Raw genomic sequence first — 25,140 nt, 5'->3', positions numbered from 1 at the left:
AACCCGCAGCGTTTTCCTGGGAAATTCCGCTTACCGAATTACCGTCGCAACGACGGTTGACGACGACGATCGAAAAATGGCCGAAAGCGGGGTGTTTGTTCGGTTGGAGTGTGGGAATCAACAGGGCGAGAGTTTCGACCGATGGTGTTGAGATAACAGAGTGTTCGCGATCTTTCGGCGCTGGCACGGCCCTCATTCGGCCGCTGCGCGGCTACGCAGAGCATTCGCCCTGAGGTCCTTTGCGCCGATTGCCTCGGTGATCATCCGCACCCCCTCATGAAATATCCGGGTTAGTGCCCCGGAAGCCTGAAGTCCGAACATGCTGTTCAACTTCAAGTTCAGGGGCTCGCGGCTGCAATGCGCCTGCGGCGTCGCTCGCGAGCCCATCCATGGGCTGACCTACTTGCTTCGGACAATTGAAACCACTGGTCCGGAGCAATAAAACGCTATTTGCGGCGAGCTCAGGCCAGACGAAACTTCTTCGCCGCATCGGACAACTGCTCAGCCTGCTCCTCCAACGCCCGCGCAGCGGCAGTGGCTTCTTCCACCAATGCGGCATTCTGCTGGGTGGCCTGATCGAGTTGCACCACGGTTTGATTGACCTGCTCGATACCAACGCTCTGCTCTTCGCTGGCCGCCGAGATCTCACTCATCAGGTCACTGACACGCTTCACCGACGTGACGATCTCATCCATGGTACGACCGGCATCGCCGACCAGATTGGCGCCCTTGCTGACGTTGTCGCTGGACTCCACGATCAGCGACTTGATCTCCTTGGCCGCTTCGGCTGAACGTTGCGCCAGGGAGCGCACTTCGGATGCCACCACTGCAAAACCGCGGCCCTGTTCACCCGCCCGCGCGGCCTCGACCGCGGCATTCAAGGCAAGAATGTTGGTCTGAAACGCGATGCCGTCAATCACCCCAATGATGTCGGCAATCTTGGTTGACGAAGCCGAGATATCGCTCATCGTGGACACCACCTGACCGACCACACTGCCGCCACGACTGGCGATATCAGTCGCTCCCGCGGCCAGTTGCCGCGCTTGCCTCGCATTGTCGGTATTCTGCTTTACCGTCGAGGTCAGCTCCTCCAGGGACGAGGCCGTTTCCTCCAGATTCGCCGCCTGCTGCTCGGTGCGCACCGACAGATCGGTATTGCCTGCGGCGATTTCGCCCGAGGCCTGGCGAATGGTGTCACAGCTCTGTTGGATACCGCCGATGATCGCCGCCAGGGCTTCGATTGAACTGTTCAATCCATCGCGGGCACGGCCGAACAATCCGGGATAGTCGCGCGTGATCTGCTGGGTCAGGTCGCCGTCGGCCATGCTCTGGCTGACCCGCAGGATGTCACTCAGACCGGTGTGGGTGACCTCGGCAAGACGGTTCAGTAGCTCGGCCAGACGCAGGCTGAAACCCTGCTTGCCAGCCAGATCCATACGCACGCTGAAATCACCACTGTTGGCAGCCGCGGTGACCAGGCCATCGATCTCGCTCACCACGCTGCGCAGCGAAGCGACCGTGCCATTCACGCCTTCGCCGGTCTGACCAAACACACCGGGATAGTTCTGCGTGATGGTCTGACTCAGGTCGCCCGCTGCCAATGCATGCGCCACTCGCTGAATATCGCGCAATCCCTCGTCGGTGACTCGCATCAATTCGTTAAGTGCGTTGGCAATCGACTGGGCAAAGCCGCGATGCGCCGCGGCATCGATGCTGCGGCTGAAGTCACCTCGGCCAGCGGCATCCATACAGCTCTGGATATCGGCGACGATACGCTGCAGTACCAACTGCATTTCCGCCATCGCCGCCAGCAAGCTACTTCGATCACCGTTGGCCACCTCGATCCGGAAGTCGACGTCACCGGCCGCAATGCGGCGTGCAATCGGCACCACATTGGACGGATCAGCGCCCAGCTGTCGCATCAGCCCGCGCACCAACCAGACCGCGAACAGCAGGCCTGCGACCATACCGGCCAACATGATGGTCAACGACAGATTGCGTACCCCGATGTAGTCTGCCTGGGCCTGCTGGTATTGACTCTCGGCCAGCTTCAGCTCGTAGTCGATCAGAAAATCAAAGGTCTCGGTCAGCGGCCCCAACGATGGATTAAGTTCGAGCATGACGAACTCGTTGATCTTGTCGCCGTCTTCGGCAGCCAGATACTGCAGCAGTCGCTTGAGGCTTTCAGCAGCCTTGTCGAGGTCTCGACCGGCCTGCTCGATCCACTCCCCTTCCTCCTTGTCGGATATCTCGACATCGCGCCGAAAAGTCTCCCACAGCTGGCGCGACTCGGCGCTGGCCGCATTGATCTTTTCAATCGCATCGCTGGGATAGATGTTACCCATCGCGGCATCCACCGCGGCGCGCGCCACCTTGATGCTATAGGCCTCAGACGCCTGACGCAGTAACTTCAAGGGCAGCAAGCGTTGCGTGTAGACCGCTTCCATGCTGGCATTGCTGGCCGCCATGCCGCGCAATGCAAAGATGCCGACCAGGGCCATTGCAAGTAGCAGCATCGCCAACAGCAAGTAGAGTCGGGCAGCCAATGACAAGCGCTCGATCCAGTTCATTCCGTTTCCTCGTCTGATGACCCGCCGACGCGAACGGACAACCCGACCGCGCCTCGCTCAAGTCGACTCGGCTACTTGCAGTCGGGCTTGTCGACGTACGGATAGTCCGGATGACCGACGCAGAAATCCTTGCCGCCTTCGACCGGCTCACCATCAAAGGTGGCGGTGATCGACTTGTATTTGGTGATCGTGCGGCGGCTATTGGCGCAGGAGATCTTGGTCTTGGTGGCGCAGATCGCTGCACTGGGTGCCGGCACCTTCTGTTCGCAGCTGGCCTTGCCATCGCATTTGCTGAAGCTCTCGGCCTCCTTACCCGGGCAGGCAGTGCGGGTGATGCTCATTACACAGTCGCCGGCCAGTACCGAACTATTGCCGATCAGCAGGGCCAGGGCACCTGCCACCGCAGTGAACCTAGATGTGAACATGACTCTCTCCTGTTGCTGCGTTCAACCGACTGAGGGCTGCGATCGAACTTGCCAACCGCAGCGGACTACCAGTAAAACTGCGCGCGAAATTCCAGGATGCTGGGATCATCCTGGATCGGCGTCGAGCCGCGTTCGCTGGAGACATCGACGTAGTTCAGGGCGAACTTGAAGTTGGCGTGCCAGTAGTAGTTGACGCCCACGGTCAGGTTCTGCTCATCGCCGCCGAACACCGAACCATCGTCCAGATCGGCGATGTCATAGCGCAGGCCGACTTGCCACATGCCTTTGGCCGGATCGTTCGGTGCATTGGTGCGGACCACGCCTTCCTTGTATCCCCAGCCTTCGCCGCTGATATTCCACACGCCCTGCAAATAGGCGCTATCGACGTCGTAGTCCGGATTGGCCGTGCGGCGAACCCGACTCTGCATGTACTCGCCTTGCAGCTTGAACGGACCGTTGGCCCAAGCCAATTCGGCGCCTACCGTTCGAATATCGTCGGCGTCGGAGAACTGACCCGAATCAATCAAACGAACCCCAGCCAGATCGGCATCCGGGCGCACTCGAATTCTAGCCCGATTGTCGGCAGTGGCGTCTTCCGCGTCGTACTGCACATAGCTCAGGCCAAGGTGCAGAAACTGACTCTCGAAGTCCTGAATCGGCGTGTAGGTGCCGCGGATGCCGAAACCATCGCCGCGCGCGAGTCGATGGGTCAGTTCCTTGCCAAACAGGCTGGCACTGGCGGTCCACAGCTCGCCGCTACTGGTACCCGACACGCCCAATCTGCGCGCTACGGCGAACAGATTGGTGGTCATCGACTTGGAAATGAAGTCGTTGTTCTTGGTACTGGTCAGCTCTTCCAGACTGTTCGGTTGCTTGTACTGGCCAACCATCAGGCTGTTCTGACTGGAAAACTTGTAGCGGAAGTTGACGTCGAGGAACTTGTCGGCCTTGGCGTCGTAGCCGACCACCCAGTTCCAGTCAGCAGTAGCACCTTTCAGCACCAGTTCGGCGCGACGCAGTTCGGCATCGCTGTCATCGCCGTCCAAGGCGTCGCCGTTCAGATTGGCGCGATCGCTGTCAAACTTGTTGTAGTCGGCCTGAATCAGTCCTTCGAAGCTGATCAGGGTCGAACCGAAGGCATCAAGTTCGATTTCGGCACTCGCGGGTGCACTGAGCAGTGCCACTACACATCCACCTGCAACGCGTGTTCCCAAGCTCATGGTTCCCCCTCCCCAAGCATGGACAGCCAGCAATGTGTTTCTTCGTGCTTGACATCATTTCGTCACAATTGCGTGGATTGCGACAGTTAAATTTTTATTTCCTTTTTGTGACAATCATCACGAACGTTGGCCAGACCGCTCTATCGCCACCCGGTTCAGCCGACTCGGCCCGGCGCGGGCTGCTTACCGGCCACGCGTCCGGCGCCACGCTTGATCAGCGCCCCGAAAGCCAGGCGGGTATCGTCAAGAACGCTGTAGATGGTGGGCAGGAACAGCAGGCTGACCACGGTCGAGAAGGCCAGACCACCGACGATGGCGCGCGCCATCGGATAGTAGGCAGGGCCATCACCGCCCATCTGGGTACCGCCAGCACATAGCGGCAGCATGCCGAGAATGGTGGTGCCCATGGTCATCAGAATCGGCCGGAATCGCTCTTTGGAGCCTTCCACCAAGGCATCGACCCGCCCCTTGCCCGCACGTCTCAACGCATTGATGTGTTCAAACATGACGATGCCGTTGTTCACCACCACGCCCATCAACACCAGGATGCCAATCGACGACATGATGGTGAACGTGGTGCCAGTCAAGGCGAAGAACCAGAACACACCCAGCGCCGAGAAGAAGATGCTGGTGATGATGGCAGTGGGCATCAGCATCGACTCAAACAACGCCGCCATTACGATATAGACCATCAGCAGCGCAATCAGGGTGTTACGCGCCATTTGCGCTCCGGCCTCATCATTGCGCTCAAAGTTCCCTGACAGGCTATGACGATAGCCATCGGGCAGAGTAACCGAGTCCATGACCTCCTGAATCGCCTTGCGTGCATCATCCGTGGTCTTGCCCTCGGCCAGATTGGCCTGAATAGTCAGCGCGGTCTGCCGGCTCTGACGATTGATCTGAGTTGCACCGCGCTTCACCTCGGCGCTGACTACTGACATGATCGGCACTTCGGTGCCATCAGCACGGCGCAGCATCAGCGACTGCAGATCCTGTACGCGAAAATCTTCCGCTCCTGCGAAGCGCACCCAGACCGGAATCTCCGCACCGTTCTGGCGGAACTCGCGCATTGGCGTACCACGCAACGCAATGCCCACATAACGTGCCACTTCATCGGCTGAGAAGCCGTAGGCCATGGCCCGCTCACGATCGACCTCGATGGTCAGCTCGCTGTTGGCATCGCCGGTATCCACTCGCACATCGCGCAGCTCCGGCCGCTGGGCAAGGATCGGGATGATCGACTCGGCCAGATCAGCCAGCACTTCGGTTGAGTCGCCTTGCAGCGAGAACTGAATGCCTTCCTCACTTTCGCCGCCACCCGGCCCGTCACCGCCAAAGCCAAGCTCGGCGCGCGCCGATTTCGGCACTTCCTCACGCAGCATTTCGGCCAACTGCTGGGTAGTCATCAGGCCGTCTTCGTAGTTGCGCAGACGCAGATAGTCCAACAGTCCCGGATTCGGCTCGCGCAGTTTCAGCCGGGTGCCGGCCCAGCCGCGTTCGCTGAACCAGGAGTAGATCTGCACCACCTGATACTTCTCACGATTGGCGTAAACGAAATCCTCAACGCGCTTCACTTCGTCGGAAATCACATCGAGGCTGTAGGCGCCCTTCCACTTGTAGTAGAACTCCAGCTCTCGGCCGGCATCGTCCTGGAACATATCGACCTTGACGAACTGGAAGGGCACGAAACTTGCCATCACGATCATCGCGATACCGACCACGGCGGGTCCACGGTGACGCAAGGTCCAGCGCAAGAAGCCGGCGTAGCGATCGCCCAACCAGGGAATGAAGCCGGTCTTGACACCGAGGTTCTTCGGCGTCGGAATCTTCGCCGAGAGCATCGGAATCAAGCTGACCGCCACGATCCAGGAAGTCAGCAGGGCGATGGTAATCGTAATTGCCACCTGCCCCAGATAGATGCTGATGAAGTTGCGCTCACCGAACAGATTGGGCGCAAACACGATGATGCTGGTCAACGTACCGGCGCTGATCGCCAGCTGCACGCCCTTGGTACCTTCCACCGCGCAACGATACGGATCATTTGGCCAACGCTCACGGTATTGATAAATGCTTTCCACCACCACCACGGCGTTGTCGACCAACATGCCGATGCCCAGCAACAGCCCCATCATGGTCAGCACATTGAGTGTCAGACCGAAGAAATACATGCTGCCCAGGGTCATTACGATGCATAGCGGAATCGCCAGCGCCACCATCAACGTCGATGGCCAGTGACGCAGGAAATAGAACAGCACCAGCACGGACAACATGGCGCCGATCAGCCCGGCCTTGACCAACTCGTTCAAGGAGCTGGAAACGCTCTCGGCCTGATCGGAAATCACCTTCAGCTGGATGCCCTGGAAATCGTTGGTGTCGGCAATCAGCTCGATCTCACTGAGCAATCGCTTCGACACATCAACCAGATTCGACTCGCGCTCGCGGAAGATATCCAGACCCACTGCGGCCTGGCCATCCAGTCGACGACCGAAATCGACGCGCTGCTGCTTCAATCGCACCACCGCGATATCACTGAGCTTGATGCCTTTGTCATTGATGACCAGATTGCGCAACTCATCGAGCTCACGCAGCTCGCCCACCGGCTGCACGCGCAGGCGACGCACGCCATCATCAATCTCACCGGCGGATACCGAGAAGTTGACCGCCTGCAGACGGGCAGCCAGTTCATTCAAGGCAATGCCGTGCGCGCCGAGTCGACTGGGGAAGACCGCCACCTCGACTTCCGGTGGCGGTGCCCCGGTGATATCGACGCGCGCCACGCCCGGCAGGCGCTCCAGCCGACGCTTCATCGCGCGTTCGATCAGATCGTACTCGCCGACCATATTGCGTTCGCCGGCAAAGCGTATCCGCAACACCGGCTCATCGCTGGGCGAGAACTTGAACACGAAGTAGCGTTGAAAATCGTCGGGGAGTTCATCGCGAATGGCGTCGAGACGCTCGCGCGCTTCGCTCGCGGTCAATTCGATATCGCGATCCCAATCGCTGAACTGAACGAAGACATTGCCGCCATCGGCACGACTCACCGAATTGATTCGGCGAATACTCGGCAAGGTGGCCAGCACCTCCTCGGCGGGCCGAATGATGGTGCGTTCGACCTCTTCTGGCGTCGAGCCGGGATAGGGCAGATCGACGAAGATAAACGGCACATTGACGTCAGGAAACTGCTCGAGCGGCAGTCTGAACATGGCGATGATGCCCACCACCACCAGCGAGACGTAGAACATCACCGCGCTGACTGGGCGCTTCAGACTGAGCTCGGCAAGACTCATACGACCTCCGCTTCGGTTCCGCTCACGCCGCGCTCGGCATCGAAGACTCGTTTGCGCAGGCGACCGCGCTCACGGTAGACCTCGTCACCGCGACGGTCCAGTAGGTCGTAGACGACCGGAATGACAATCAAGGTGAGCAGAGTGGAGACGGCCAATCCGCCAATCACCGTAATCGCCATCGGCGACTTCACCTCAGCGCCCTCGCCGCCCATCAGGGCCAGCGGCAGGAAGCCGAACAGGGTGGTCAGGGTGGTCATCACGATCGGCCGCAGGCGCGACTCGGCGCCACCGATGATGGCGTCGCGCTTGGCCACGCCTTCCATCCGCAGCTGATTGACCTTGTCGATCAGCACGATGGCGTTCTTCACCACAATGCCGACCAGCAAGATCAGGCCGATGAACACCACCACCGAGATCGGCGAATTGCTTGCCCAGAGCGCGACGGCGGCACCCACCAGGGCCAAGGGCACGGTGAACATGATGACGAACGGATGCAGCAGCGATTCGAACTGCGAGGCCATCACCAGATAGACCAGGAAGATTGCCAGGCCGAGCGCAAACACCAAGGAGTCGATCGAGCTCTTCAGTTCTTCACCCTGTCCACCAAAGTGCATGTAGACACCTGCACCCAGCGGATTTTCGGCCACCATCTCATTGATCATCTCGATCGCCGTCCCGAGATCGACGCCGCGCAGATTCGAGCGCACCAGCGCGACCTGACTCTGATCGGCACGATGAATCTCGCTGGCGCCCATCGTTTCCACCACCTCGGCAACCGCATCCAGAGTGATCGGACGTTCGCTCTGCGGATTGATGATCAACTTGCGGATATCGCTGACCGAGGAGCGACTGCTTTCCTTGGCGCGCACCAGCACATCGATCTTGCGATCGCGGAAGCTGTAACGGGTGGCGACTTCGCCGCGGACCTTCTTGACCACCTGATCGGCGATCTGACGCGTGGTCAGACCCAGCGCGGCGGCGCGCTCCTGGTCGAAGCGAATCTGGATTTCCGGGTAGCCTTCTTCAACGGTCGATTTGACATCGGCAAAGGCCGAATTCGAGTTCATCATCTCGGTGAGACGCCGAGCCGCGTCTTCCAGCGCTGGCAGTTCGGGCCCACTCAGCTCGATTTCCAGCGGCGTCGACAGGCTAAACAGTTCCGGCCGACCAAACTTCACTTCCACGCCGGGATAGCCGCTCATGGTTTCACGCAGGCGTTCGGTGACCTGGTGTTCGGTCTGTCGGCTGTAGTTCTTGCCCAACACCACGGTCAGCTTGGCAATGTTCTCACCCGACTCGGTAGGATTGGCATCCAGCCGCGTGCCGCTGCCCGACACGCCGTAGAGCACGTCGATATCGGCATCATCCGCATGCTTGGCCTGAATGGCGCGGACCAGGGAGTCGGTATCACGCAGCTGCGTGCCCGGCGACAGCTTGGCCGTCATCTCGAAGCGATCCTGGGCAAACTGCGGGATCAGGTCGGCCCCCAGACCGAGCACCAGGGACAGCGCGAAACCGAAGGCCACCGCGGCAGAACCGAGCACCAGGAACGGATGCTTCAACACCCGCGGCAGGCTGTCGGCATAGAAGCGCTCGACGCGTGCAAAGCCGCGCATCACATAGCCGGCCACCCAGGACAGCGGTTTGCCGATGACGATTTTCAGCACTCGCCAGATTCCGCCCAGTCCCAGACCGCCCGAAAACACCACCATCGGCAACAGCCAAAGCAGCCCAACCACGATCAAGGTGGCCACAGCAAAGAACAGGCGCACTGGCAAGGTCACCACAAAGCCAGCCCAGCGCCCGGGCGTCTTGATCTTGTTGCCCAGCCGCAGTCCATCGTCGCTGACTTGATTCACCAGCGGCCACATCACCAAGAGTTTCACGAACACCCAGGCCCGACGCCAGGCTGGCAGCTGCTGCTTCTTGGTTTCATCGCCCTGGTCCAGGGCCAAGGGCGAACGCTCTTTCAGCGAGGACAGCATCGGAATCAAGGTCATCGCAGCGACCAGGGAAATGATCAGGGCGATCGACACGGTCAGGGCCTGGTCCTTGAACAACTGACCGGCCACGCCTTCAACGAACACGAGAGGGAAGAACACCGCCACCGTAGTCAGCGTGCTGGCCACCACCGCCATGCTGACTTCGCTGGCACCGGTGATCGTTGCTTCGATGACGCCGAGACCGCGTTCGCGCGCCTTGGCAATGCTCTCCAGCACGACGATGGAATCGTCCACCACCATGCCGGTGGCCAGGGCCAGACCCGCCAGCGACATCACGTTCAAGCTCAGGCCAAGCTGACCCATGAAGAAGAACGTAGCGATGATCGACACCGGTAGCGACAGACCGATCACCAGGGTGCTCCAGCCATCGCGCAGGAACAGGAAGATGATCAGAATCGCCAGCATGCCACCCAACAAGGCTTCCTTCTTGACCTCGCTCAGGGCCGCCTGGATGAAGTTGGCCTGATTCTCCACCTCACGCAGTTCCGTTGCCGGCGGCAGATCGCGCTTCAGCCGCTCCACCGCCTTGATCACCTCCTCGGCCACGGCCACGGTGTTGGCATCGCCCTCCTTGTAGATGGCGACTTCAATGGCTTCCTTGCCGTCGAGCCGGATGATCGCCTCGCGCTCCTTGTAACTCTGCACCACATTGGCCACATCACGCAGTTTGATCGACACCCCGTTCTGGGTGGTGACCAACAGCTCGCGCATGGCCTCCAGGCCCTTGAACTGATTCACGGTGCGCACCAGGTAGCGCTGGGAGCCTTCCTCGATGCGGCCACCTGAGATATTGACGTTCTCCTGCGCCAGGCGTTGGATCACCTGGTCGACCGACAGCTTCAACTGCGCCAGGCGGCGGTCATCGATCAGCACCTGCACTTCATCTTCCAGACCGCCGGAAATCTTCACCGCGGCCACACCGGATACCGGCTCCAGACGCTTCTTGATTTCCTCATCGGCATAGCGACGCAGGCGCATCAGTTCGGCCTGTTCGCTGACATTGCCCTCAGCCTTGGAGGCGAGAATCCAGCGCATCACCGGCTCGGTGCTGGGATTGAAGCGCAGCAGCACCGGTGGCTTGACGTCGAGCGGCAAGCGAACGATCTCCAACTTATCACGCACTTCAAGCGAAGCGCGGTTCATGTCGGTGCCCCAGGCAAACTCCAGCACCACATCGCTCTGGCCGGTGCGCGAGATCGAGCGCAGCTTGCGCAAGCCCTTGACCACGCCGACCGCTTCCTCCATCGGCTCGGTGATCAGATTCTCGATTTCCGTGGGGGCCGCGCCGGTGTACTCGGTGCGAACGGTCAGCGTCGGAAAGCTGAGGTCAGGCAGCAGATTGACCTTAAGCTCCGACAGCGCGATCAGACCGAACAGCACCAAGGTGACCATCGCCATGGCGATGGTCACCCGGCGCTGGGTGGACAACGCAACGATGTTCATTATTCGCTGGCTCCGGCCAGGCTGTCTCCGCTCGGCGTGCTGGTATCAGCCACGGCAGCCGCGTTGATCACCTCCACCTTGGAACCGTCGCGCACCGCGACCTTGCCGGCCGTGATGACCTGATCACCTTCGCTGAGTCCAGAGGTAACCTCGGCGAACTCGCCGTTGACATAGCCCAGGGACACTGGCGTACGCACCACCTTGCCATCGGCCACGGTGAAAACCGCAGGCTCGGCCGCTTCTTCCAACAAGGCGACACGCGGCACCGACAGTACGCCGGCCTTGCGCTCATACACCACATTGATGCGACCGAACATGCCCGGCTTCAACATTCCACTCGGGTCAATAAACTCTGCCGTCACACGGAAGGTGCCGGTGGCGGCATCGACCACGGGCGCCAAACGGTCGATCTCGCCCATGAAGCGCCGCCCCGGCAACGCATCGACGGTCAGCGAAACTGGCAGTTCAGACTTCAGTGTCTGCAGTTCGCGCTCGGGCACATTGAGCACAGCTTCCAGCCGCTGGGTATCCACGATGCGGAACATGGCCTGATTGAGCTGGATCAGATTGCCGATCTTCACCATGCGCTGAGCAATGACGCCGCTGATGGGCGCCTCGACCTTGGTGTAGCTCAGCTCAAGTTTGGCCAATTCATGCGCAGCACGCTGGCTGTCAACGTCGAAGCGCAGGCGTTCATGGGCGTCGGCCGCGACCAGCTTTCGAGCAAACAGCTCACTCGATCGCTTGAACTCAGCCTCGATCTTGCGCAGAGCTGCAGCGGTACGCTGCACCTCCAGCTGTGCGCGCTCGGGATCGATCTGCGCCAGCACCTGCCCCGCCTTGACCTGATCGCCCTCTTCCACCATCAATTTGTGCAGCACGCCCGAGGTCTTGGCCACGACCTGCGCTTCGTCTGGGGCTTCCAGAGCAGCCGTGCCGGCATAGCTGGCTTCGATATCGCGACGACCAATGGTGGCTACTTCGACCGGTACCGGCTTGACTTCCGGCTTGCCCTTTTCGCCCTTGCCTTCGCCAGCGTTCTGTTCCTTGGCTTCGACCTTGTCATCGTTCTGCGCCTGATCCTGGGTCGCTTGACCACCACCGCACGCGGCCAGACCGATGGCAAGCAACAGCACACCCGCCCGGGTCAGTGAGCGTGAGCTGGTAAGACCGGACTCGCGGTTGGTTTTCATAGTGATCGCTTTCCCAGGATGGAGGTGGTTTATTCTGGTGTATTACAGCACTACAACACCAGATATGCAATTCAGTTCGGTGCAGTCTGCGCCCCGCCCGACTTTCCGACCTGTGCAGGTAGTCACGCGTGGCGCCCCTCTTGCTAAATATTGCTGAGCCGTTCACGTTTGGGACAGGCAGTGGGCGGCGTGGCGATCGGCAACATAGGCGAGCGCAGAAACTCACCATCACCCCAAATTCTTGGCAGATCGCCATGCCCCGACGCTATAATCGCGCCCTTGTGCCGAACCCGCCCTGAAACGGAATTGCGATGAATTTGACGACTCGCCTGGCAGCCAGTCTGCTCATGCTATTGACCGCCCCATTGGCCGCTGCCCAAGGCGATATCGAGAAGGGCCGCAACCTTGCTTACACCTGCACTGGATGTCACGGCATCGAGGGCTACAAGAACATCTACCCGCATTATTCGGTGCCGAAGATCGGCGGCCAGAACGCCGAGTATCTGATTGCGGCCCTGACGGCCTACCAGAAGGGCGAGCGTGCGCATCCGACCATGCGCGCCCAGGCTGAGAGCTTCAGCGCCGAAGACATCCAGCACATCGCGGCCTATCTGGCCAGCGTCGGCAAAGAAACCAACAAGTGATCTCGGAGCGCAACGGAATGACTCGAAGCACCCTGGCCCTCGCCCTGCTGCTCGGCCTCACCGGCGCCCAGGCCGCTGACATTGAAGCTGGCAAGCTGAAATCACAGACCTGCCAGGCCTGCCACGGCGCCGACGGCAACGGCATGGGCGATCCGCAGTATCCGAAGATTGCCGGCCAATACCCAGACTACCTGGAAAAGGCGCTGAAGGACTACCGCTCCGGCGCGCGCAAGAACGCCATCATGGCGGGCTTTGCCGGCACGCTGAGCGATGAGGACATCAAGAACCTGGCTGCCTTCTATGCAGCGCAGCAGGGGCCGCTCAGTACCCTGCCGCAAACGCACGCAAAGAAGAACTAGCCGATCTGGACTCGCGATCAAGCGAGTCGTGGCTGAATCAGCGGGGCGAGGTGATGACACACCTCGCCCTTCGCTTTTCTGCGCGCTTGATCCAGGCAAGCCGGCATAATTCAAATGGTGGACCCACTTGAGTGAGACTGCGCAGCAGCCGTTGCCACGCAACGGCCGACCGAGCGCAGCGCCCTGCCTTGGCAGCGAGGAAGCGCGCAGACTGCGCAGCGGCCGAACGAGAGCCGTGCCAGCGACGAAAGACCGCGGACACTTTGTCAACCGGCGATGAACTGTCGGAGAACGTTGCTGTGCCTGGACTGGCGGTGTCTTTCGGCGCGTCGTCACCAAATATGCGGGCTAGAATATGCGCCCCGTTCAACTGAGTGGCCGGCGGCAGAACCGCCCGGCCAGCGGAGCTCCCATGCTTGATCATTCTCTGACTGCGCTTTCGCCCATCGACGGCCGTTACTCGGCCAAGGCTCACGCCCTGCGACCGGTGTTTTCCGAATATGGCCTGATCAAGGCGCGGGTCAAGGTGGAAATCGAGTGGCTGATAGCGCTCGCCGCAGAGCCGGGAATCGGCGAGCTGACCGGATTCTCGGAGCACACCATCGAGCGCCTGCGTGAGCTTGCCGAAAACTTCTCGGTGGCCGACGCCGGGCGCGTCAAGGAAATCGAAAAAACCACCAACCACGACGTCAAGGCGGTTGAGTACTTCATCAAGGAACGGCTGCAAAGCGATGCCAAGCTATCGGCGGCGCTGGAGTTCGTCCATTTCGCCTGCACCTCGGAAGACATCAACAATCTCAGCTACTCGCTGATGCTGAAGGAAGGGCGCGACACCGTGCTGTTGCCCGCCCTCGATGGCGTGCTCGACACGCTGCGCGAGATGGCGCGCGACTACGCTGGCTTGCCCATGCTGTCGCGCACCCACGGTCAAACCGCCTCCCCGACCACGGTCGGCAAGGAAATCGCCAACGTCGTGGCTCGACTGAGCCGCCAGCGCCAGCGTATCGCCGCGGTGGAACTGCTGGGTAAGATCAATGGCGCGGTGGGCAACTACAATGCCCATGTCGTGGCCTATCCGAACGTCGATTGGCCGGCCTTGTCCAAACGATTTGTTGAGGGACTCGGCCTCACCTGGAACCCCTACACCACTCAGATCGAACCACACGACTGCATCGCCGAGCTATGCGATGCCGTGCGACGCACCGGCATTATCGGCATTGATCTATGTCGAGACATCTGGGGCTATATCTCGCTGGGCTACTTCAAGCAGGCCTTGAAGGCGGGAGAGATCGGCTCGTCTACCATGCCGCACAAGGTCAACCCGATTGATTTTGAGAACGCCGAGGGCAATTTTGGACTGGGCAATGCACTGTGCGACCACTTCGCCAGCAAGTTGCCAATCAGCCGCTGGCAGCGCGACCTCACCGACTCCACCGTGCTGCGCGCCCTGGGCACGGCATTCGGCCATCATCTGATCGCGTTCGGCGCCCTGTCGCGCGGCCTCGGCAAGCTCAAGGCTGCGCCGGAAAAACTGGCGTCCGATCTCGATGCCGCCTGGGAAGTACTGGCCGAGCCGATCCAGACGGTGATGCGCCGCTACGGCCTTCCCAACCCTTACGAGCAACTCAAGGAGCTGACCCGCGGCCGGGAAATCAGTGCGTCCAGCCTGCGTGATTTCATTGCCAACTTGAACATCCCGGTCGAGGCGAAAGAGCGCCTGCTTGATCTCAGCCCGTCCAACTACATCGGCCTGGCCGAATCCTTGGCCAGCGATATCTAATGGCGGAGTTTCCGATCGAAGTGAGAGCCAGCCGCCAGCAGCGGCTCGGCATGCCGGTGAACACGTTCCTGCGCGATTACTGGCAACAGCGACCCTTGCTGGTGAGAGGCGCGTTCGCACCTTGGCGCGACCCGCTCTCGGCAGAGGATCTGGCCGGTCTGGCATGCGAGGACCTGGCACTGGCCCGCCTGATTCGCCTCGACCGCAAACGCAATCACTGGAGCGTGGAACGCGGCCCCTTCGACGAGCAGATCTTCCCTGCCCTGCCCAAGCGCGATTGGACGGTGCTGGTTCAGGATGTCGACAAATGGGATCCGGACGTTCGCCAACTGCTTGACGTCTTCGAATTTCTGCCCCGCTGGCGCATTGATGATGTGATGGTGAGCTTCGCCGCTCCCGGCGGTTCCGTCGGCCCGCACACCGATCATTACGATGTATTCCTGATCCAAGGCAGTGGCCAGCGACGCTGGCAGCTCGACCTGCGCGGTCACGCGGCGCGCTTTCGCCAGGACAGTGAGCTGAAGCTGCTGGAAAACTTTCAGTCCGACGTGGACTGGCTATGCCAACCGGGTGACATGCTGTACCTGCCGCCCGAAGTCCCGCACTTCGGCGAAGCGACATCGGCCTGCCTGACCTTCAGCATCGGATTTCGCGCACCCTCGCGCAGCGAACTGCTGGCCGATCTGGCCGATCATCTGGAAACCACGGACGACGGCCTGACCCGCTTTGCCGACCCGGGAAGGCAACCGGTGCGCGATAGCGGCCGCATTGAGCCGGACGATCTCGATCGCGTCCGCGACCTGCTGCGTCAGACCGCCGAACTCAGCGACGCAGCGCTTAGCGAGTGGTTTGGGCGCGCCATGACCCGCTATCGCAATCCCGGCCTGCTGGCTGCTCCGCCAAAAGCCATCAGCAAGGCACAGCTGATCAAGCGCCTGCAAGCGGGAACCCATCTGGTGCGCCATCCATTCACCCGACTAGCCTGGCGGGCCAGCCGCCCCGGCGCCCGGCTGTATGCCCTTGGTGATGCTCTGAGCACCTCAACCAAACTCGCCTCGACCCTATGCGGCTCGCTGCATGGTGATCTGGCATGGTTCGAGCAGCTGAGCGAAGATGAGCAACAGATCGTGCTGCAGTTGGTCAACACCGGCCACTTGGCGATCGAGCGCGCCTGAGGCGCTGCCGAGCGGCTGCTCCCTGCGGCCCGATAGGGCAAGGATGGACCGGCGACGCCGCGACCGTGGCCGCCGAGAAATGCCGGAAAGCAGAATTTCGGCATCCCGATAGAGGAGAGTGAACATGATTGCGGAGGGCTTCTTCGTCGAAATGGCCGACTTTGAGCGCGATCGCTCCGCAATCGCCGCGATTCGCGAACCCGTCTTCGAGGTCGAGCAACAAGTGCCGCACGATGTGGTGTGGGACGATCTTGACCCCCGATCGCAGCACGCGCTGGCCCGAGACCCACAGTGCAAGCCGATTGGTGCTGGCCGCCTGACGCCCGACTTCAAGATCGGCCGCATGGCGGTGCTGCCCGAGTGGCGCAATCGCGGCGTAGGCGCCGCCCTGCTGCAGGCATTGATCGACCGCGCCCGAGCCCGCCACGCGCCACAGGTGTGGCTGCACGCACAGGTCGAGGCAATCGACTTTTACCGGCATCACGGATTCGAGCCCGAAGGTGAGCAGTTCATCGAAGCCGATATTCCGCACCAGTTGATGCGACTCGTGCTATCCGAACTTCCGCCGCTTGAGCGGGATGCGCCGCCACCGGTGGTGGCCACCGAGGAAATCGAATTCTCCGATCTCGATCGCGCCCACGAGCTATGCCTGGAGCTGCTTAAATCGGCCAAGCACCAACTCTGGATCTACACCCGCGACCTCGACCCGGAATTGTTTCGCGGGCCGAGCATCGAAGCTGAGCTGCGCAGGATCGCGACCAGCGGCAGGCAGGCGCAGATCCTGATTCTGGTACAAGACCTGGAAACCGCAGGGCGCAACGGCGGCGCACTGCTGGCGCTGGCGCAAAGGCTGTCCAGTACGGTCAGCATTCGACAACCCGAGACCGAAGAGCATCTGCAGTTTGCCGGTTGCTATCTGCTCTCCGATCAATTTGGCGTTATGGAGCGACCCATCGCCAGCCGATTCGAGGGCAGCATGCAGTTGCGCGCCCCCGGCCGACAACGCCAACGACTGGACGATTTTCGGCAGGCCTGGGAACACAGCCGCAGCGCCACGGAACTCCGCGTGCAATCGCTCTGAATGAATTCCATTTGATTAGCACCGAAAAGCCACGAACTTCAGATCAACCCGCTATAATTCGCGGGCCTCGGCGTCCTCCGGTGAATCGCGACCGGAGCGGCACAAGGCGGATTGTGGCTTGGCGGTCGTCCGCGACCCCGGCCACAGCTCCGGTTGAACCGCGTGTTCGTCACGCCCCGCTCAGCCACGCAACAAACCTAGTCGTGCTTCCCTTTCACACAACAAATCCCGGACCAAGACTCGCCCCCGGGCAAGGGCCATCGTGAACAGCCTGATCGAGCAGTTTCTGCAGTCGTCGCATATTTCTGGCGGCAATGCCGTCTTCGTGGAGCAGATGTACGAGCGCTATCTGGTGGATCCCACCAGCATCGACGGCGCTTGGAAAGCCTATTTCGACTCGCTGGGCGGTCGTGGCACGGATATTCCGCATGGCCCGATCATTGAGCACGTTGCCGCGGCGGCGAAGCAAAAACGGGTCAACCGCTCCTCTACGGTTGCCGTGGATAACGAGGCAGCGCGCAAGCAAGGCGCCGTGCTCAAATTGGTCACTGCCTTCCGCTCTCGCGGCCACCTGCAGGCCGACCTCGATCCGCTGGGCATGACATCGAAGCCAGACGCGCCGGATTTGGGCCTGGCGTTCCATGGTCTGAGCGAAGCCGATCTCAACACCGAATTCAGCACTGGCACTTTCGGTGGACCGGAGCGGATGCGTCTGCGCGACCTGATCGGCCACCTGAAAGCGACTTACTCCGGCCCGATCGGTGCTGAGTTCATGCATATCACGGTGGCCGAGCAGCGCCGCTGGGTCTACGAACGACTCGAGCGCGCCGGCGGCAGCTACCCGATCGACGGCGACGGCAAGCGCCGCATCCTGCAGAAACTAACCGCGGCCGAGGGTCTGGAGCGCTATCTGCACACCAAGTACGTCGGCCAGAAGCGATTCTCGCTGGAAGGGGGCGACAGCCTGATTCCGATGATGGACGAGCTGGTGCGCCGCTCAGGCAGTGGCGGCGTGCGTGAGCTGGTGATTGGCATGGCCCATCGCGGCCGCATCAATGTGCTGATCAATACGCTCGGCAAGCCAGCACGTATGTTGTTCGAGGAGTTTGAAGGCAAGCACGATGGCCCGGTGGATCCGGCCCATTCCGGCGACGTGAAGTACCACATGGGCTTCTCCTCCGACGTGCAAACCCCGGGCGGTGCCATGCACTTAGCCCTGGGCTTCAACCCCTCGCACCTGGAAATCGTCGATCCGGTGATTGCCGGCAGTGTGAAAGCGCGACAGACGCGTCGCGGCGACGCCAACCGCGAGCTGGTCATCCCGATCCTGATCCACGGCGACGCCGCGTTTGCCGGTCAAGGCGTGGTGATGGAGCTGCTGCAAATGTCGCAAGCCCGAGGCTTTGCGGTTGGCGGCACCGTGCACATCGTGGTCAACAATCAGGTCGGCTTCACCACGTCGCGTCCGGACGACGCGCGTTCGACGCTGTATTGCACCGACGTCGCGAAAATGGTCGGCGCCCCGGTGCTGCACGTGAACGGCGACGATCCCGAGGCGGTCATCTTCTGTGCCCAGCTGGCGCTGGATTTCCGCCAGACCTTCAAGAAGGACGTGGTCATCGATCTGGTCTGCTATCGCCGCCACGGCCACAACGAGGCCGATGAGCCGGCGGCGACCCAGCCGTTGATGTATCAGAACATCCGCAAGCGCAAGACCACCCGTGAGCTGTACGCCGAGAAGCTGGCTGGCGGCGGCGTGGTGTCGGCAGATGATGCCAAAGCCATGATGGACGACTACCGCGATCTTATGGATCGCGGCGAAGGCGCCGTGGAACTGGTCAGCGGGGTGATTGACGAGTTCGCGGTGGACTGGTCGCCCTATCTGAAAGGCAACCTGGAAGACCCGGTCAATACGGCAATCAACAAGGAAGCGCTGGTTCAGCTGGCAAAGCAGATCAACACCCTGCCGGAAAACGTCGTGCCGCACGGACGGGTGGCCAAGATCTACGAAGACCGACTGAGGATGACCGCCGGTGAGATCGATATGGATTGGGGGTTTGCCGAAAACCTTGCCTATGCCACGCTCATCCGCGAAAACTACAAGCTGCGTCTGGTTGGCCAGGATGCCGGTCGCGGCACCTTCTTCCATCGCCATGCGGTGATCCACGACCAGAAATCCGGCTCGTCCTACATGCCATTGCGCGAGCTGAACAACAAGCCTGCGCATGCCGTGATCATCGACTCGCTGCTAAGCGAGGAAGCCGTGATGGCGTTCGAATACGGCTACGCCACCGCCGACCCGACCACGCTGAACATCTGGGAAGGTCAGTTCGGTGACTTCGCCAACGGCGCCCAGGTGGTCATCGACCAGTTCATCACCTCGGGCGAAGCCAAGTGGGGGCGCCTGTGCGGGTTGGTTCTGTTCCTGCCGCACGGCTACGAAGGTCAGGGCCCGGAGCACAGCTCCGCGCGCCTTGAGCGCTTCCTGCAGCTGTGCGCACTCAACAACATCATGGTCTGCACGCCAACCACGCCAGCGCAGATGTTCCATATGCTGCGTCGCCAAATGAAAATGGCCACTCGCAAGCCTTTGATCGTGATGACGCCGAAGTCGATGCTGCGTCATAAGCTGTCGGTGTCGACGCTGGACGATCTGGCCAAAGGCGAGTTCCAACGCATCATCCCCGATCATCGGGTCAGCGATGCAACGAAGACCAAGCGCGTGGTGATTTGCGCCGGCAAGGTTTACTACGATCTACTGGAAGAGGCCGACAAGCGCGAGATTAAGGATGTCGCCCTGGTTCGCGTCGAGCAGCTGTTCCCGTTCCCGCGCGAAGCTCTGATCGAGGAATTGAGCCGCCACGGCAAAGCCAAGGAAGTGATCTGGTGTCAGGAAGAACCACAGAATCAGGGCGCCTGGTACCAGGTGCAGCATCACCTGCGCTACTGCCTGCGTGAGGGACAATCGCTAAGTTATGCCGGCCGGGTGCGTTCGCCCTCGCCTGCCTGCGGTCACTTCGCCAGCCACCAGCGCGAGCAGGCCAAGCTGGTTGAGAATGCCATCGCGGCTGAATTCAAGACCGACGATCACGCTGAATGATTGTGACCATGGATGGCCCCGAGATTCGCATCGAGGCCATCTGCGCCCCAACTAAACACTAAGCTAAGAGCACGCCCATGAGCACTGAAGTCAAGGTTCCCGTTCTTCCCGAGTCAGTTTCTGACGCCGTTATCGCCAGCTGGCACAAGAAGGTCGGCGATTCGGTGAAACGCGATGAGAATCTGGTCGATCTGGAAACCGACAAGGTAGTGCTGGAAGTACCGTCACCGATTGATGGTGTGATCAAGTCGATCAGCGCTGAGGCCGGCGACACTGTCACCAGTCAGCAGGTGATTGCAGTCATCGAGGAAGGTGCGTCGGGCAAATCCTCAGATAGCAAGCCCAAGGACAAGGAAGAAGAGAAGGGCGAGAAGAAGTCCAAGGACAAGGACGAAAGCAAGAAAGACGACGAGAAAAACGACAAGCCCGACACCTCGGAGCTTTCACCGGCCGGACGTCGCGTTGCCGAGCAGCACAACATCGATGCCAGCAAGGTCGAAGGCACCGGCCGTGGCGGTCGCGTAACCAAGGAAGATCTGGTCAAGCACATGAATGCGCCGGCCAAGGAATCCTCAACCGGCACCCCGATGGGTGATCGCTCGGAACAGCGTGTCGCGATGACCCGCATGCGCTCGAAGATCGCCGAGCGGCTGATGCAATCGAAGAACTCGATTGCCATGCTGACCTCGTTCAACGAGATCAACATGGGCCCGGTGATGAAGATGCGCAAAACCATGCAGGAGCAGTTCGAGAAGACCCACGGCGTCAAGCTGGGTTTCATGAGCTTCTTTGCCAAGGCAGCAGCCAACGCCCTGCAGCGTCACCCCATCATCAACGCCTCGGTCGACGGCAATGATGTCATCTATCACAACTATGCTGACATCTCGATCGCGGTGGCCACCGACAAGGGTCTGGTGACCCCGGTGCTGCGCAACGTCGAGCAGATGAGCTTTGCCGACATCGAGAAAGCGATCGGCGACTACGCCCGCGCTGCTCGCGAAGGCGGCCTGAAGTTGGAGGATCTGCAAGGTGGTACCTTCACCATCACCAATGGCGGCACCTTCGGATCGCTGTTCAGCACCCCGATCGTCAATCCGCCACAGTCCGCCATTCTCGGCATGCATGCGATCAAGGACCGCGCCATGGTCGAGAACGGCCAGGTCGTCGCCGCCCCGATGATGTACGTAGCGATCAGCTACGACCACCGCATCATCGACGGCAAAGATGCCGTGCTGTTCCTGGTCGACATCAAGAATCAGCTGGAGAATCCGCATCGCATGCTGCTCGGGCTGTAGGCCCGAGCAGCCGGGATTCGGGATTTGGGATTCGGTAACAGCCGCTTCGAACCCAGACCTAACGCATCTCGCCGCAACCCAACGGCTTGCGGCGAATTGCTCTTACGAATCCCGAATCCCGACTCCCCCATCCCGGATCTAAAGACATGAGCGAACAACACTACGACGTCATCGTGATAGGCGGTGGACCCGGCGGTTATGTGGCGGCGATTCGCGCCGCACAATTGGGCATGAAGACAGCCTGCATCGATGCCACGCGCGGCAAGGCCGATGGCAAGATGGCACTCGGCGGTACCTGTCTCAATGTCGGCTGCATTCCATCGAAGGCCCTGCTGGATTCCTCGCGCCAGTTCCACAACCTGACCCATATGTTCAAGGACCATGGGATCAGCGCCGACAACGCCGCGATCGATGTCGGGACCATGATCGGTCGCAAGGACAAGATCGTTAAGCAGTTCAACGGCGGTGTCGCCCAGTTGTTCAAGGCCAACAAGGTCACTGCCATCCACGGCAAGGCCACCCTGCACAAGGGGCGCAAGGTGGTGGTCAAGGGCTTCGACGATAGCGAGCAGACCCTCAGCGCCACCAATGTCATCATCGCCTCGGGCTCGATTCCGATCGAGCTGCCGTTCGCCAAGTTCGATGGCAAGCACATCGTCGATAACGAGGGCGCGCTGGACTTCGATTCGGTGCCGCAGCGCTTTGGCGTCATCGGTGCTGGTGTGATCGGCCTCGAACTGGGCAGCGTGTGGAAGCGCCTCGGCGCCGACGTCACCATCATCGAGGCACTGCCGGATTTCCTCGCCGCCGCCGACGCCGATGTCGCCAAGACAGCCGCCCGCGAATTCAAGAAGCAGGGCCTCGACATCAAGCTGGGCGCCAAGCTGTCGAAAGCCGAAGTGAAGGGCGACGAAGTCCATGTCACCTACAGCGACGCCAAGGGCGAGCAGAGCGCAGTGTTCGACAAGCTGCTGGTCTCGGTGGGCCGTCGCGCCTACACCCAGGGCCTGTTGGCTGACGATGCTGGCGTGCAACTGACCGATCGCAGCCTGATCAAGGTCGATGACCACTGCCACACTGGTGTCGATGGTGTCTGGGCAATCGGTGACTGCGTGCGCGGCCCGATGCTGGCCCACAAGGCCAGCGAAGAAGGCATCGCTGTCGCCGAAATGATTGCCGGCCTGCCCGGCCATATCGACTTCAACACCGTGCCGTGGGTGATCTACACCGAGCCGGAGATTGCCTGGGTCGGTCGCACCGAGCAGCAATGCAAGGACGAAGGTATTCCTTACAAGACGGGTAGTTTCCCCTTCGCGGCAATCGGTCGTGCAGTGGCCATGAACGAAACTGCCGGCCTGGTAAAAGTGATTGCCCACGCTGAGACCGATCGGATTCTCGGTATGCACCTGTGCGGTGCCAACGTATCGGAGTTGGTGCACGAAGGTGTGGTAGCCATGGAGTTCAAGGGCTCGGCCGAAGACCTGGCGCGCATCTGCCACGCTCACCCGACCTTGTCCGAGGCCGTGCACGAAGCCGCTCTGGCGGTCGACAAGCGGGCCATTCACAAGGCCAACTAGCAGGCCGTTTGCGCTGAAAACCTCCACGATGGAGATCTCAGCAGCCTGCTAGGGCTTAACGATATATGGTGGGCGGCACGCCCACCCTACGTTTAGCCCGGATAGTTCATGAGGGTGCGCGGATGACGTCATGAAACATCCGCGTTAGCCCCTCTCCCCGTGGGAGAGATCGATGCGCACTGATTTTCGCGCGCCGGCTGGTGCCCCGGAACTCCCTCCCCGATGTTCGGGGAGGGCCGGCGTGGGGTTAGGGAGCCGATCTTTGCCTGCCCAGGGGCCTCGCATAGCGAGGTTCCTGGGTAAGGGTTGGGGTGAGGGCCGGGTGTCGAAGGTGTCTTGAAGAGAACTGACACCAGCGACCCACTTGTACCCTGGTCTATCGATGCCGCCTTTCAACATCAGCCGAGACCAACACCATGAGTTCAACCGAAGCCTTTCAAGCCTTTCGTATTCATTCCAGCGGCGGCAAGGATTATCGCCCTGGCCTTGAAACCATCAGTGCCGATGAGCTGTCTCCCGGCGAGGTGCTGATCAAGACAGCCTATTCCTCAGTCAACTTCAAGGATGCGCTGGCCGGCACCGGGAAAGGCAAGATCCTGCGCCACTTTCCGCTCAATGGTGGCATCGATGTCGCCGGACATGTGGTGGCTTCGACCGACCCTGACTTCAAGGAAGGTGACGCCGTCCTGTGCACCGGCTGCGGTCTGTCGGAGACGCGCGACGGCGGCTACGCGGAGTACGCCCGACTGGAATCGAAGTGGACCATCCCACTGCCCAATGGGCTCACCCTGAGAGAGAGCATGATTCTGGGCACGGCCGGCTTCACCGCCGCACTGGCCCTGTATCGAATGCAACAGAACGATCAGTCGCCCGAGATGGGCCCGATCGTGGTCACCGGAGCGACCGGCGGCGTCGGCATGCTGTCGATCGATATTCTCTCTCAGGCCGGCTACGAGGCACACGCCATCACCGGAAAGTTCGAGCATCTGGACTTCCTGACCGATCTCGGGGCCAAGCAAGTGGTGTCGCGCAAGGAACTGTATTGGGGCCAGAATCCGCTGGAGAAGGCGATCTGGGCCGGCGCGATCGACAGTGTAGGCGATGAGATGCTGAACGGCCTGACTCGGGTGATCAAACCCTATGGCAATATTGCGTCCTGCGGCTTGGCGGCAGGCCCGGCACTGGCTACCACCGTCATGCCTTTCATCATTCGTGGGGTTTCCCTGCTGGGTATCGCCTCAGCGGGCACCGCCAGACGAATTCGCGACATCGTCTGGGCCCATCTGGCCTCGGACTGGAAGCCACTCCATCTCGACGCCATCGCCACCCGCGTGGTCGGCCTGGAACAGCTGCCAAAGGTGTTCGAGAGCATGCTCAGCGGCGATTCGTTTGGACGCACGCTGGTGGAGATAGGCGATTGAACAGGTGATGCAGGTCAGGTGTGAGGTGCAGAGGGTCGTATTTGCCGATCACCGCCCTTCTGTGCAACCCCTTGAACGGCTATCATCGGATATCAAGCGCAGGCCGCGCACTGTGAAACTGGAGACCCTATGGCACGTGTTCTGATTGTCGACGATTCCCCTTCCCAGCTGATGGGCATGAAGCGAATCGTCGAGAAGCTGGGCCACGAGATCATCACCGCCGAAGACGGCCAGCAGGGCGTGGAAGTCGCCAAGCGCGAAATCCCCGATCTGATTCTGATGGACGTGGTGATGCCCAATCTGAATGGGTTTCAGGCCACCCGCTCGATCTCGAAAGAGCCCTCGACCGCACACATTCCGATCATCCTGGTCACCACCAAGGATCAGGAAACCGACAAGGTCTGGGGCATGCGCCAAGGTGCCAAGGCGTATCTGACCAAGCCGGTCAATGAAGCTGCCTTGGTGAAATTGGTGCAGGAGCTCCTGCCAGCCTGATTGCTTGGCGGCGTTCGGCAAAGGGCCCGCTTGCGGGCCCTTTGCGTTTCTGTGTTCGGCCATGTTTGCCGA

The 25,140-nt window shown here is 60.8% G+C and carries 17 protein-coding genes; 10 read left to right on the top strand and 7 right to left on the bottom strand.

The features are described 5' to 3' along the window. The 7 genes from IFO71_RS21940 to IFO71_RS14460 all read right to left on the bottom strand — a co-directional run. The coding region (locus tag IFO71_RS21940) for a hypothetical protein (protein WP_225444659.1) at positions 1–187 on the bottom strand (187 nt) is incomplete at its 3' end. Between the two features lie 274 nt (positions 188–461). Then, the gene (locus IFO71_RS22325; RefSeq protein WP_192030364.1) at positions 462–2,570 is read right to left on the bottom strand and encodes a methyl-accepting chemotaxis protein; all 2,109 of its coding nucleotides are present in this window, start codon (positions 2,568–2,570) and stop codon (positions 462–464) included. 71 nt (positions 2,571–2,641) lie between these two features. After that, on the bottom strand, positions 2,642–2,995 hold the full coding sequence (locus tag IFO71_RS14480; RefSeq protein WP_192030363.1) for a hypothetical protein: 354 nt from the start codon (positions 2,993–2,995) through the stop codon (positions 2,642–2,644). 65 nt (positions 2,996–3,060) lie between these two features. Further along, positions 3,061–4,215, bottom strand: coding sequence for an OprO/OprP family phosphate-selective porin (locus IFO71_RS14475; RefSeq protein WP_192030362.1), 1,155 nt, complete (start codon positions 4,213–4,215; stop codon positions 3,061–3,063). 155 nt (positions 4,216–4,370) lie between these two features. Next, positions 4,371–7,502 (bottom strand): efflux RND transporter permease subunit, encoded by a 3,132-nt coding sequence (locus IFO71_RS14470; RefSeq protein WP_192030361.1) that lies wholly within the window; start codon positions 7,500–7,502, stop codon positions 4,371–4,373. After that, positions 7,499–10,948 carry an efflux RND transporter permease subunit gene (locus IFO71_RS14465; protein ID WP_192030360.1) on the bottom strand — a complete coding sequence of 1,150 codons (3,450 nt, stop codon included), beginning with the start codon at positions 10,946–10,948 and terminating at the stop codon, positions 7,499–7,501. The genes IFO71_RS14470 and IFO71_RS14465 overlap by 4 nt, the downstream gene beginning before the upstream one ends. Beyond that, the gene (locus tag IFO71_RS14460) at positions 10,948–12,141 is read right to left on the bottom strand and encodes an efflux RND transporter periplasmic adaptor subunit (protein WP_192030359.1); all 1,194 of its coding nucleotides are present in this window, start codon (positions 12,139–12,141) and stop codon (positions 10,948–10,950) included. The genes IFO71_RS14465 and IFO71_RS14460 overlap by 1 nt, the downstream gene beginning before the upstream one ends. A gap of 311 nt (positions 12,142–12,452) precedes the next feature. Between IFO71_RS14460 and IFO71_RS14455 the strand changes: the two genes are divergently transcribed. The 10 genes from IFO71_RS14455 (at position 12,453) to pilH (ending at position 25,068) form a co-directional block, all read left to right on the top strand. Continuing rightward, positions 12,453–12,785, top strand: coding sequence for a c-type cytochrome (locus tag IFO71_RS14455; protein WP_192030358.1), 333 nt, complete (start codon positions 12,453–12,455; stop codon positions 12,783–12,785). A 17-nt stretch (positions 12,786–12,802) separates the two neighbouring features. Beyond that, positions 12,803–13,144, top strand: a complete 342-nt coding sequence (locus IFO71_RS14450; protein ID WP_192030357.1) for a c-type cytochrome — start codon at positions 12,803–12,805, stop codon at positions 13,142–13,144. A 412-nt stretch (positions 13,145–13,556) separates the two neighbouring features. Continuing rightward, positions 13,557–14,924 carry an adenylosuccinate lyase gene (purB, locus tag IFO71_RS14445; RefSeq protein ID WP_192030356.1) on the top strand — a complete coding sequence of 456 codons (1,368 nt, stop codon included), beginning with the start codon at positions 13,557–13,559 and terminating at the stop codon, positions 14,922–14,924. Further along, positions 14,924–16,099 (top strand): cupin domain-containing protein, encoded by a 1,176-nt coding sequence (locus IFO71_RS14440; RefSeq protein ID WP_192030355.1) that lies wholly within the window; start codon positions 14,924–14,926, stop codon positions 16,097–16,099. The genes purB and IFO71_RS14440 overlap by 1 nt, the downstream gene beginning before the upstream one ends. 124 nt (positions 16,100–16,223) lie before the next feature. Beyond that, complete coding sequence (locus IFO71_RS14435) at positions 16,224–17,180, top strand: GNAT family N-acetyltransferase (RefSeq protein ID WP_192030354.1); 957 nt, start codon at positions 16,224–16,226, stop codon at positions 17,178–17,180. Positions 17,181–17,442: 262 nt separating this feature from the next. After that, positions 17,443–20,280: a 2-oxoglutarate dehydrogenase E1 component gene (locus IFO71_RS14430; protein ID WP_192030353.1), complete on the top strand. Its 2,838-nt coding sequence runs from the start codon at positions 17,443–17,445 to the stop codon at positions 20,278–20,280. A gap of 77 nt (positions 20,281–20,357) precedes the next feature. Then, positions 20,358–21,575: a dihydrolipoyllysine-residue succinyltransferase gene (gene sucB, locus IFO71_RS14425; protein WP_192030352.1), complete on the top strand. Its 1,218-nt coding sequence runs from the start codon at positions 20,358–20,360 to the stop codon at positions 21,573–21,575. A 146-nt stretch (positions 21,576–21,721) separates the two neighbouring features. Further along, positions 21,722–23,152 (top strand): dihydrolipoyl dehydrogenase, encoded by a 1,431-nt coding sequence (lpdA, locus tag IFO71_RS14420; protein ID WP_192030351.1) that lies wholly within the window; start codon positions 21,722–21,724, stop codon positions 23,150–23,152. Between the two features lie 416 nt (positions 23,153–23,568). Beyond that, positions 23,569–24,573 (top strand): YhdH/YhfP family quinone oxidoreductase, encoded by a 1,005-nt coding sequence (locus IFO71_RS14415; protein ID WP_192030350.1) that lies wholly within the window; start codon positions 23,569–23,571, stop codon positions 24,571–24,573. 129 nt (positions 24,574–24,702) lie between these two features. Then, complete coding sequence (pilH, locus tag IFO71_RS14410; protein WP_192030349.1) at positions 24,703–25,068, top strand: twitching motility response regulator PilH; 366 nt, start codon at positions 24,703–24,705, stop codon at positions 25,066–25,068. The last annotated feature ends 72 nt before the right edge of the window (positions 25,069–25,140 follow it).

The sequence above is a fragment of the Pseudomarimonas arenosa genome, assembly GCF_014841215.1.
Classification (GTDB): Bacteria; Pseudomonadota; Gammaproteobacteria; order Xanthomonadales; family Xanthomonadaceae; genus Pseudomarimonas; species Pseudomarimonas arenosa.
The sequence above is the reverse complement of the archived record's forward strand: the minus strand, read 5'-3'. Positions and strand labels throughout refer to the sequence as shown.